The organism is Virgisporangium aurantiacum, assembly GCF_016863635.1.
GTDB classification, from domain to species: Bacteria; Actinomycetota; Actinomycetes; order Mycobacteriales; family Micromonosporaceae; genus Virgisporangium; species Virgisporangium aurantiacum.
The window spans coordinates 24,175-35,753 of the sequence record NZ_BOPG01000061.1; the positions used below are offsets into that span (position 1 = coordinate 24,175).

Consider the following 11,579-nt stretch of genomic DNA (forward strand, 5'->3'; position numbering starts at 1 on the left):
GCAGGGTGTGGCCGGGTGCCCGGCCCCGTGAGGCCCGGCACCCGGCGATCGGGTTACTTCGACACGGTCCAGGACGCGGGGTCCCAGAAGCCGGCGTCCTGCGAACCGGCGGCCTTGAATCCCTTGATCCGGTTGTTGACGCCCCACAGGCCGTTCGGCGAGTACAGCCAGAACAGGTCGGCCTGGTCGTTCGTGAGCTTCGCCGCCTGGTCGTACAGCGACTTCCGCTTGGTCGCGTCGGTCTCCGCGTTGGCCTGGTTCATCAGCTCGTCGACCTGCTGGTTGCAGAACCAGTTGATGTTACCGCCGGTCGGGTACTGCTGTGCGCACGTGGCGATCACGGCGATCGACGACGAGTCGATCGCGTAGTTGCCACCGCCGTAGAGCACCATGTCGTACGACTTCTCCTGGTACGTCTTGGTGATCTGCGCGCCCTGGACGTTCACCAGTTCCACCTTCACGCCGACCGCCGCGAGCTCACTCTGGACGATCGTCGCGGTCGCGTCGCGGTCGCGCTGACCCTGCACCCACTGGAGCTTGATGGTGGTGTTCGGGTCCCAGCCCGCCTCCTGCAGCAGCTGCTTGGCCTTGTTGACGTCCTTGGCGTACTCGTTGAGGCCCGACGGCTCGTTCGCCTTGGCGAAGTCCGACAGCCGCACCTCGCCCTTGCCGCTCAGCACCGTCTGCACGATCTGCTTGCGGTCGGTGGCGTACAGGAACGCCTGCCGCACGCGGGCGTCCTTGAAGTAGGGCTTGGTCTGGTTCAGCGCGATGCGCACGAACCCGCCGCCGGGCTTCTCCTGCGTGGTGATGTCCTTGAAGCCGGACACCGTGGCGAGGTCGGTCGGCGAGTACGTGGCGATGTCGATCTGGCCGTTGCCGAGCTGCGCGGTGGCTGCGTCGGACTTCATCGGCTTGAGGTAGACGTCCTTGATCTTCGCCGGGTTGCGGTAGTTCGGGTTCGCGACGACGTGCACGTACTGGTTCGTCTTGTACTCGTCGAACGTGTACGGGCCGATGGTCACCGTCGGCTTGCGCCAGAACGCGTCCGCGGCCAGGCTCTCCGGCGCGATCTTCCCGAGCACGTGCTCCGGCATGATGTACGCGATGCCGATCAGCGCCACGAGACCGTAGTTCGCGGCGGCGGCCTTGATGACGAACGTGTTGTCGTCGGGTGCGGAGAAGCCCGTGATGGTCTGCGCGGTGCCGGCGTTGAACTCCTTGACGCCCTGCACCCCCGAGTAGGAACCGAGGGTGGCGGCCTTGACCTTCGCGTTCGCCAGCGCGTTGTAGGTGAACAGCACGTCCTTCGACGTGAACGGCGTGCCGTCGCTCCACTTCAGGCCCTTGCGCAGCTTGAAGGTGAACGTGGTGGCGTCGGGGGAGACCTCGAAGCTCTCGGCCAGTCGCGGCTGCAGCTTGTAGTCCGGGTCGACACCGAGCAGGCCCTCGTTGATGAACGACATGACCTGGTTGTCGGGACCGCTGCTGGGTGCCAGCGGACCGAACAGGCCGGCCGGTTCCTGGTACAGGTAGACGTTGATCGAGGCGTTCGTGTCGGTGCCGCTGTCAGCAGCCTTGGGGCCGGTGCACGCGGCGACGGCCAACAGCGCTGTCGCCGCGAGGCAGGCGAGGAGCTTTCTGCGCATGGGTGGACCTCTCTGGTGAGGCTGTGGGAATTCGGGGAGAGGGGAGAAACGTCGCGGCCTCAGGCCACCGTGTTGGTTTGTCGCGTCACGCGACCGGGTTCTGCAACGTGCCGAGCGGTCCGACGGTCACCGTCATCACGTCACCGGCCTTGAGGTACTCACCGGACGCCGCACCGACCCCGGACGGCGTGCCGGTCATGATGATGTCGCCGGGTTCCAGCGTCATCAGCCGGGACGCGTGCGAGACGAGCTCCGCGACCGAGAAGATCATGTCCTTTGTGGACCCGTTCTGCCGGACCACGTCGTTGACTTTCAGCTCGACGGGCAGCGACTGCGGATCGCCCACCTCGTCGGCGGTCACCAGCCACGGCCCGAGCGGCGCGAAGCCGTCGCACCACTTGCCGGCGAGCCACTCGAAGAACCAGACGGCCTTGTCGTTCTTGGCGTCGGTGGGCACACCGACGTCGACCGAGCGGGCCGACACGTCGTTCGACGTCATGTACCCGGTGACGACACCGAGGGCGTCGTCGACGGAGACGTTGCGCGCCCGCGCGCCGATGACGACCGCGAGTTCGGCCTCCCAGTCGACCTCCGTGCTGATGTCGGGCAGCGGCACGGTGGCGCCCGGTCCGACGATCGACGTGGGTGGCTTGAGGAACAGCCGCGGGGTGATCGTCGACTTGTCGAGCGGCGGGCCGCCGCCCTCCAGGACGTGGTCCTGGTAGTTGGCCGCGGCGGCGAGCAGCTTGCCGGGGCGCGACAGCGGGGCGACGAGCTCCACATCGGACGGTGCGTAGGTGCCGGTGCCCGCGGGCACGGTGTCGGCGGTCAGCGGGAACACGGTGGCGATCAGGACGCCGAGGTCGCCGTGGCCGAGTTCCACCACGGACTCGCCGTCGAGGCGGCCGTGCCGCACCGAGCCGTCGCGGCGGTAGCTGACGAGTCGCATCAGGAATCACCCTCCACATCAACGGGCGCGCCCGTGTCGATCGACCGTCGAGCGGCCTCGATGATCCGGTGCACCCGGACCGCGTCGGCGACGCCGATCTCGGGCCGGCCGGTGCGGATGCCGGCCGCCAGCACGCCGAGCAGCGCGTCGACGGTGCCGGAGCCGGTCCAGGCGGTGGCCTGCGTTCCGCCGGTGCGTACCCGGAGCGCCGGCCGGGTGGCGTCGACGGTGAGCACGCCGTGCGAGCCGCTGATCCGGTACCGGTGCGTGGCCAGGCCAGCCGGGGCGATCCCGTGCACGGTCGCCGTCCGTCCACACACGACGGTGCTGGTGACACCGTTGGGGTGGTCGAGCATCAGGGTGACGAGCGTGTCGCCACCGGTCGCCCATACGCGCGTGACGTCGAGGCCGAGGATCGAGCAGACGGCGTCGACGGGGTACAGCGCGAGGTTCGCGAGTTCCCCGATCGGGGACGGGTCGCCGCCGGCGACGAGGAAGTCGGCCTGCACGTTCCACGGCAGCCCGACCTTGCCGGCGCGCACGGCGGCGCGGGTCGAGCGCAGCGCGCCGCCGAGCCGGATGTGGTGCGCGGGAACCACGACGACGTCGTTGTCGGCCGCGAGGCGCTCGATCTCGCGCGCCTCGGCCAGGGTCGCGGCGAGCGGCTTGTCGGCCAGCACGTGCTTTCCGGCGCGGACCGCGTCGGCGACGACCGTGCCGCGGACGTCGATCGGCGCGGCCACGCAGACGACGTCCGTCGCGTCGAACGCCTCCTGTAAAGAGGTGAAATGGCGCAGTCCGTGCTCGCCCGCGGTCTTCGCGGCCTTCTCCGTGCCGCCGGCGTCGGCCACGCCGACGAGCGTGAACGCCGGGTGCTTCGCGAACGCGGGTAGGTACATGTCCGTCTGATGGTCCTGTATCCCGATCCCGCCGAACCCCACCAGCACCACGCGCATCACGCGGCCACCTCCACCGGCAGGCCGGACGCGATCGACTCCTCGACCGCGACGCCCAGCGCCACCGCGCGGACGGCGTCGGCGACCGGCATCGCGGGCGGTATCCCCTTCCCGGCGCCCTCGATCGCGTCGAGCCACGCGGCGAGCTGGACGGCGAACCCGTCGCCGCCGGCGGCCGGTACGAGCGTGGTGCCGGCCTCCGTCTGCAGGAGCCCCGACTCGCCGTCCCAGTCCTGGTCGAGCTGACCCGCGGTGCCGACCACGAGCACCTCGCGCCGGCTCAGCGTGGCCGGCCGGTGACCGCGGCTCATCTCGCAGATCGCCGTGGCGCCGTTCCGGTAGGTCACCACCATCTCGAGGTAGTCGTAGATGCGCAGGTCCGTGGCCGTCTCCTTGCGCCCGCGCGCCCGGACCGTCACCGGTTCGTCGCCCAGCCACCAGGTGGCGAGGTCGAGCAGGTGCACGCCGTTGTGCAGCGCGTGGCCGCCGGACTTCTCCGGGTCGGCGACCCAGGCGCTCCAGTCGGTCCAGATCCAGCCGCCGAGGATCGCCAGCCGTACGAGCACCGGCCGGCCGATCGTGCCGGCGTCGACGGTCTCCTTGACCGCCCGGCCGTAGTCGTAGGCGCGGTGGGTATGCGCGGCGAAGAGGACGCGGCCGGCGTCGGCGAACCGGCGCTCCAGGTCCTTCGCATCGGCGACCGTGGTGGCGAGCGGCTTCTCGATGAGCAGGTGCCGGCCGGCCTCGGCGACCGCCGCGCCGACGGCCGCGTGGGTGTCGTTCGGGGTGCACACGATCGCGGCGTCGACGCCGGGCCAGCGCAGCGCCTCGGCGAGATCGGACCCGTACCGGATCCCGCCCTGGGACCGGGCGAACGCGGCGGCGCGGCCACCGTCGGCGTCGACGACACCGACGAGTTCGGCCCGCGGATCGGCGGCGATCGCGGCGCAGTGCACGCCGGCGATGAAGCCGGCGCCGACCAGGAGGACGCCGACCGGCCGGGTCGGTTGTGCTGCGGCGGTGTCCGGAGGCAGCACGGAACGGGGTTCCATGTCGCCATCCTGTGGTCGACTCCGGGCCGTGTCAAGGTCATCCGGCGGTCCGGAGATTGCGGATGCGTAAAACATGGAACATCTTGCCATGTTGTGACGCACTGCTTTAGCGTCGCCAGCATGCCAACACCTGAGTCTTCGCGGTCTCCGCGTGGTCAGGCGATCGCGGCGGCCGCCGCGCGCGTCATCCCCGGTGGTGTGAACTCCTCCACCCGCTACATCGGTGAGCCCTACGCGTTCGTCGCGGCCGACGGTGCCTACGTGACCGACGCGGACGGTCGCCGGTACCTCGACTACCACGCCGCCTTCGGAGCGATCCTCCTCGGCCACAACGCCCCGGAAGTCAACGACGCGGCGCGGGCGGCGATGGACGGCGTCGACCTCACCGGTCTCGGCGTCACCGAGCTCGAGGTCGCGCTCGCCGAGCGGATCGTGGAGGTCATCCCCTCCGCCGAGCAGATGATCGCGACCATGAGCGGCTCCGAGGCGACCGCGCAGGCGATCCGGCTGGCCCGCGCCGTCACCGACCGGGACCTCATCATCAAGTTCCAGGGTGGGTTCCACGGCTGGCACGACGCGGTCGCCCGCAACGTGATCTCGGCGCCGGACAAGGCCTACGGACGCGACCCGCTGTCCAAGGGCATCCTGGCGCAGGCCGTGGACTCCACGCTCATCGCCGAGTTCAACGACCTCGACTCGGTGGTGGACCTGTTCGACCGGTACCCCGACCGCATCGCCGCGGTGATCCTCGAACCCATCCCCCACAACGTCGGCGCGCTCGTGCCGACGAAGGATTTCGCACAGGGCCTGCGCGACGTGACGCAGGAACGCGGCGCGATCCTGGTGTTCGACGAGGTGATCACCGGCTTCCGCCACGCGCTCGGCGGTTACCAAGAGGTGCTCGGGATCGTCCCGGACATCACCACGTTCGGCAAGGGCATGGCCAACGGGTTCCCGATCGGCGGCGTGGCCGGCCGGCGCGACCTGATGGAGCATTTCAACGGCCGCACCGGCGACGTGCTGATGGCCGGCACGTTCAACGGCAGCCCGGTCGCCTGCGCCGCGGCCCTGGCGACCATCGATTACCTGAAGGCGCACCCCGACTTCTACGAGCGCACGCACGGCTTCGGCGAGCGGATGCGGCAGGGCCTTGCCGACATCGTCACCGAACTGGAGATCGAGGCGACCCCGGCCGGCTTCGGCGGCGTCTTCGCGCTGTACTTCACCAAGGCGCCCGTGCTCGGGTACCGCGACCTCATGCGCAACAACGACGCCGCGTACGTCGCGTTCCACCGCGGCATGACCGAGCGCGGCTTCCTGATGCTCCCCATGTCGCTCAAGCGCAACCACATCTCCGGCGCGCACACGTCGGAGGAGATCGACCGGACGCTGGAGGCGGCCCGCGAGGTGCTCACGGAGCTTCGAAACACCGGCGTCGCCTGACGTTTCCTTGACATGGAACGGTGTTCCATTAAAGCTCGTGAACCTCTGCTGTTCCCCTTCGGAGGGCTCATGACGCTTATCGGTAACCGCGCGCGACTCCTTCTCGTCACCGTCACCGTAGGCGCGGTCGTCGCCTCGGTGGCGGGATCGGCGACCGGTCAGACCACGCCGTCCCCGGTGGTGGGAAAGGCCGGGAACCTCGTTCCCAACGGCGGTTTCGACACCGGCGACCGGTCCGGCCACCCGGCCGACTGGGCGGTCGACGGCAACGTGCCAGGCGCTACGATCGTGAACCTGTCGGCCTTCCGCAGTTCGGGCCTCGGCTCGCTGCAGGTCACCAACGCCGACGGTGGCACGGTGACGGTGACCAGTCCGCGCGCGGTGGCCGCGCCGGGCGCCACGTACACGGTGACCGCGAAGACCAAGGGCCGCAACGGCACACCGCCGGTGCTGTCCCTCGTCTTCACCAGCTTCGAGAACCAGGTGCTCGACACCCGCGCGGTCACGCCGCAGCCGTTGCTGGACTGGCAGACCGTCACGCTCCAGGGCGTCGCGCCGGAGCGCACCGCGAACGTCTCGGTGCGCATCTCGGCCGGCCCGACGGACGTGGGGCAGTACTACTGGGACGACCTGCGGCTCGACCAGGCGCCGGCCGCGTACGACCCGGCGCTGGGCGGCGAGCGGGAACTGTTCCTCGACGACTACCGCATCGAGTCCACAAAGGACGTCGGCCGGGTGGTGCACCCGGCGACCAGGCTGGCCGACCCGGTGATCCGGCCGGACAACCCGTGGGAGTCGTCGGCGTACATCTACGGGTCGGTGTTCAAGATCGGTGACACCTACCGGATGTGGTACGACTGCAACAACGACGTGCCGCCGGGCTACTACCTCTGCTACGCCGAGAGCCGCGACGGCAAGCGGTGGGTGAAGCCGCTGGGTCGCGGGACCATCGGGTACAAGGACATCCCGGCGTCGCAGACGAACCTCGTGGTCGCCGGCGGCGGCACGATCGCCTACAACCCGGAGGCCGTGCCGGAGCGGCGGTTCTCACTGCTGCAGTTCCGTGGCGGCGTCGTCAACGACACCCTCGGCTACTACGTCATGTTCTCGCCCGACGGCTACACCTGGACCAACCACGCCGACAAGCCGGTGCTGCTCGACGGCGACGTGTCCAACGTGACGTGGGACCAGCGCACGAAGCGGTACATCGCCACCATCAAGAAGCGCATGTTCACCGCCGCCACCCCGGGCATCTACAACCGGTCGGCGTTCGTCTCGACGAGCACCGACTTCGTCACCTGGACGACGCCCGTGCTCGGCGTCAGCGGCGACTACGCCGACACCGGCGCGGCGAAGGCGATCGGCGGGCTGGAGGGCCAGATCTACGGCATGCCCGTGCTGCCGTACGAGAGCACGTACGTCGGCCTGCCGTGGGTCTTCCTGATCACCAACTACACCACCGGTTCCCAGTCGGGCGCCGGTGCCGGCCCGATCAACCCGCAGATCGCGTCCTCCCGCGACCTGGTGAACTGGAGCCGGCCCGTGCGCGATCCGGCCATCGAGTCCGGCGACCCGGGCGCCTGGGACGACGGCGCGATCTACACCGCGTCGAACGCGCTCGTGACCGACCGCGAGATCCAGCTGTACTACGGCGCGTTCAACGCCGGCCACGGCGGGCAGGACACCACCGACCCGAACGCCGTGCCGTACAAAGGCCAGACGGGCCTCGCGACATGGCGGCGGGACGGCTTCGTCTCCCTCACCAACGCCGCCCGCCGCACCAGCGGCGACCCCGGGTTCGTGGTCACGAAGCCGGTGACGTTCACCGGCCGGGAGCTGAACCTCAACGCGGTGACGCGCGACGGTGGTTTCATCAAGGTCGAGGTCCTCGACGCCGTTTCGGGTCAACCGGTTCCCGGCTTCGAGGCGTCGAAGGCGCTGCCGATCGTCGGCGACCAGTACCGGGCCGAGGCCCGCTGGCTGGGCGGCGCGAAACTGTCCACATTGGCCGGTCGGGCCGTGAAGTTCAAGTTCCACGTCCAGGGCGCCGACCTCTACTCCTACTGGGTGAAGTGATCTGAATGACGGTCGAGCGGGTCGCCGACTCCTTTCTGCTCAACGGTGACGGCTTCAGCTACGCGTTCACCGCGGGCCTGCGTCACCTGTACTGGGGCGGCCCGCTCGACCGTGCCGACGTGCCCGCGCTCGTCGCCGACGGCGCCGGCCATCGCATCGGATCCAACACGTGGTCGTCGCCGCGGGCCCACCACGAGGAGTTCGTGGCGCACGGGGGACGCCGCTTCGACGAGGGTGCGCTGCTCGTCGAGTTCGCCGACGGCGTCACCGCGGTGGATCTGGCGTACTCCTCGTTCTCTACCGAGGGTTCGACGCTGTCGGTGCTGCTGACCGACCGGTACCGGCCGCTCGCCGTGACGCTCCGGTACGAGGTCCGCGGGCCGGCGCTGGTCCGGTCGGTCGCGGTCGAGAACCGGGGCGACAGCCCGGTGACGCTCACCCGCGCGGCGTCGGCGACCTGGGCCGTGCCGTGGCAGGCGACGTACGACGCCACGACGCTCTCCGGTGGCTACGCCGCGGAGACCCAGATCCGCCGGTTCCCGCTGTCGGTGGGAAAGGCGGTCGTCGAGTCGCGGCGGGGCGTGCCGGGGCACGCGCACCAGCCGTGGCTCGCGGTCTCCGCGTCTTCGGTCTCCGAGGAGCACGGCGAGATCTGGTCGGTCGCGGTCGCGCACGGCGGGTCGTGGAAGCTCGTCGCGGACCTGTCCGGCGACGGGTACACGCACGTGACCGGTGGCGTCAACGACTTCGATCTCCGGGTGGTGCTCGGGCCCGGTGACCGCTTCGAGTCGCCGGAGACGGTGGGCGTCTACGGCGCGGCCGGATTCGCCGACCTGACGGCGCGGTGGCACCGGTACGAACGGGAGTTCGTGCTGCCGCGTCCCGAGCGGCCGCGGCCGGTGCTCTACAACTCGTGGGAGTCCACGTTCTTCGACGTGCGTCACGGCGACCAGGTAGAGCTCGCGAAGCTGGCCGGCGAGATGGGCGTCGAACTGTTCGTCGTCGACGACGGCTGGTTCGCCGGTCGGCCCGACGACACGACCGGGCTGGGTGACTGGCGGCCCGACCCGGCGAAGCTTCCGGCCGGCCTGGCGGCGCTGTCCGACGAGGTGCACGCGCTCGGGATGCGCTTCGGGCTGTGGGTGGAGCCGGAGGCCGTCACCCCGGACAGCGACCTGTTCCGCGACCATCCCGACTGGGTGCACCGGTGGCCCGACCGCGAGCCGGCGACGGTGCGGCACAGCTACGGCCTCGACTTCGGCCTCCCCGCCGTCCAGGACTGGGCGGTCGGCACGCTCGACCGGTTGGTGCGCGCGGGGAACCTCGACTTCCTGAAATGGGACCTGAACCGTTCGATGACCGACGCGACCGGCGCGGCGCAGCTCGCGCACGAGGCGGGCTTCCACGCCGTCGTCGACCAGTTGCGGGCGGCGCATCCGGACCTGTGGTTGGAGACGTGCGCGTCGGGCGGCGGCCGGGCCGACCTCGCCACGCTGTCGCGGTTCGAGCTGTCGTGGCCGTCGGACAACACCGACGCGCTGGAGCGACTGTCCATTCAGGAGGGTTACTCGCTCGTCCACTCGCCGCTGACGATGTCGTGCTGGGTCACCGACTCGCCCGGCTACCTGTCGCATCGCGCGGTGCCGTTGCGGTTCCGCTTCCACGTCGCGATGACCGGGATCCTCGGCGTCGGCGGCACCATCCACCGGTGGCCGGCCGCGGAGCGGGTCGAGGCGGCCGGCTACGTGGCCCGGTACAAGGAGATCCGCGACACGGTTCAGCTCGGTGCCCGGTACCGGCTCGGGTCGGCGCGTTCGTCGGGCGGCCCCGCCGAGCGGTTCGCGGTGTGCTGCGTCGCGGCCGACGGGGCACAGGTGGCGCTGTTCGTGTTCGCCCGCACGGTACGGCAGGACGCCGGCGACCCGCCGGTGCGGCTGCGCGGCCTCGACCCGGCCGCCCGCTACCGCGACGTCGACAGCGGAACGGAGTACGGCGGCGCGTTCCTGATGCGGCACGGGCTGCGTCCGGTGCTGCGCGGAGACTACGCGAGCGCCCTGTTCGTCCTCGAACGGGTGTGACGCCGGTGACACACCAGGAATCGCGGACCACGCGCGGCGGTTACCCGCGGCATGACCACACTGGGAATCATCGGTAGCGGCAACATCGGCGGAACCGTGGCGCGGCTGGCCGTCGCCGCCGGCTACGACGTCGTCCTCAGCAACTCGCGCGGGCCGGAGACGCTCGCCGACCTGGTTGCCAAGCTCGGCCCGAAGGCCCGCGCGGCCACCCCGGCCGAGGCGGCGGAGGCGGGCGACCTGGTCGTGGTGACCGTCCCGCTGCACGCCTACCGGTCGGTGCCGGCCGCTCCGCTGGCCGGCAAGGTCGTCCTCGACACCAACAACTACTACCCCGAGCGCGACGGCCGGGTCGCCGCCCTCGACGACGGATCCGCGACGACCAGCGGCCTGCTGCAGGAACACCTCGGCGCCGACGCGCACGTGGTGAAGGCGTTCAACAACATCTACGTCGTGGATCTCGCGGCGCTCCCACGCCCGGCCGGCGCCCCCGACCGCAGTGCCCTTCCGATCGCCGGCGACGACGCGGACGCCAAGGCCGCGGCGGCCGCCTTCCTCGACGCGATCGGCTACGACACGGTCGACGCGGGCACGCTGGCCGACAGCTGGCGCCAGGAACGCGACACGCCGGTGTACGTCACCCCCTACCGCGACCACCCCGGCCCGGCCGCGGAGGTAAAGGCCGCACTGGCGAACGCCACCCGCTGACCGCGGCGTTGCGGCACCTCGGAGCCGATCTTGCAGTTGTGGTGCCAGACAACGACTGAATTGCCATGTTTTGGTAGGCACCACAACTGCAAGATCGACTTGCGCTCGCATAATCGAGCATTGTCGATTTACTGCTTGGCCGCTTTTTTTCCGGATTCAATGGAATCTTTGTTTTGTTCAGTAACCTGGCAACGAATTGCGCTTTCGGACAATGGTCCGATCGACCGTTGACACGTCTATGTGACCAATCTATGTTTGTCGTGCCGCTGCCGATCTGCCTCCCCAGGTCGGGTATTCGGCGTTCGTGGGAATGGCTTCAGCGCGGAAGCCGGAAAGCGGATTCGACTTCGGGGGAGGCGTCGAAACCTTGTTCGGGCGCATTGCTGTCGCCGCCAACTTTACCGCTCAGCCGCTGGCCGAACCGCTGGGCTTCTGGTTGTCGCAGCTCAGTTTGCCGGCCGAAATAGCATTTGCCGAATACAATCAGATATTCCAGGCGCTGCTCGCCGAGAATAGTCCGCTGGCCACGAACCGGTCCGGGGCGAATGTCATTCTGGTCAGCCTCGGTGAATGGCAGGCCGATTCCCGCGACCTGGTGAATGATCTCGTCGGCGCCGTGCGGGCCTGCGCCGATCGCGCTCCGGTTCCGCACCTGGTGGTGTGCTGTCCGG

9 protein-coding genes are annotated in these 11,579 nt (G+C 69.8%); 4 read left to right on the top strand and 5 right to left on the bottom strand.

Annotated elements, in window-relative coordinates:
* Positions 1–53 precede the first annotated feature (53 nt).
* From Vau01_RS41770 to Vau01_RS41785, 4 genes are all read right to left on the bottom strand, one after another.
* On the bottom strand, positions 54–1,649 hold the full coding sequence (locus tag Vau01_RS41770) for an ABC transporter substrate-binding protein (protein ID WP_204005493.1): 1,596 nt from the start codon (positions 1,647–1,649) through the stop codon (positions 54–56).
* Between the two features lie 85 nt (positions 1,650–1,734).
* On the bottom strand, positions 1,735–2,598 hold the full coding sequence (locus Vau01_RS41775; RefSeq protein ID WP_204005494.1) for a fumarylacetoacetate hydrolase family protein: 864 nt from the start codon (positions 2,596–2,598) through the stop codon (positions 1,735–1,737).
* Complete coding sequence (locus Vau01_RS41780; protein ID WP_239152294.1) at positions 2,598–3,554, bottom strand: Gfo/Idh/MocA family protein; 957 nt, start codon at positions 3,552–3,554, stop codon at positions 2,598–2,600. Before Vau01_RS41780 ends, Vau01_RS41775 begins: the two co-directional genes overlap by 1 nt.
* On the bottom strand, positions 3,554–4,606 hold the full coding sequence (locus Vau01_RS41785) for a Gfo/Idh/MocA family protein (RefSeq protein WP_204005498.1): 1,053 nt from the start codon (positions 4,604–4,606) through the stop codon (positions 3,554–3,556). The genes Vau01_RS41780 and Vau01_RS41785 overlap by 1 nt, the downstream gene beginning before the upstream one ends.
* A 120-nt stretch (positions 4,607–4,726) precedes the next feature.
* On the opposite strand from Vau01_RS41785, the gene Vau01_RS41790 reads away from it, so the two are divergent.
* From Vau01_RS41790 to Vau01_RS41805, 4 genes are all read left to right on the top strand, one after another.
* The gene (locus Vau01_RS41790) at positions 4,727–6,049 is read left to right on the top strand and encodes an aspartate aminotransferase family protein (protein ID WP_204005500.1); all 1,323 of its coding nucleotides are present in this window, start codon (positions 4,727–4,729) and stop codon (positions 6,047–6,049) included.
* 69 nt (positions 6,050–6,118) lie between these two features.
* The gene (locus Vau01_RS41795; protein ID WP_204005501.1) at positions 6,119–8,125 is read left to right on the top strand and encodes a glycoside hydrolase family protein; all 2,007 of its coding nucleotides are present in this window, start codon (positions 6,119–6,121) and stop codon (positions 8,123–8,125) included.
* 5 nt (positions 8,126–8,130) lie between these two features.
* The gene (locus Vau01_RS41800) at positions 8,131–10,203 is read left to right on the top strand and encodes an alpha-galactosidase (protein ID WP_204005503.1); all 2,073 of its coding nucleotides are present in this window, start codon (positions 8,131–8,133) and stop codon (positions 10,201–10,203) included.
* Between the two features lie 51 nt (positions 10,204–10,254).
* Positions 10,255–10,908, top strand: coding sequence for an NADPH-dependent F420 reductase (locus Vau01_RS41805; protein ID WP_204005505.1), 654 nt, complete (start codon positions 10,255–10,257; stop codon positions 10,906–10,908).
* A 316-nt stretch (positions 10,909–11,224) separates the two neighbouring features.
* On the opposite strand, the gene Vau01_RS41810 is transcribed toward Vau01_RS41805, so the two are convergent.
* Entirely contained in the window at positions 11,225–11,560 is a 336-nt protein-coding gene (locus Vau01_RS41810; protein ID WP_204005507.1) for a hypothetical protein, read from the bottom strand.
* Positions 11,561–11,579 lie beyond the last annotated feature (19 nt).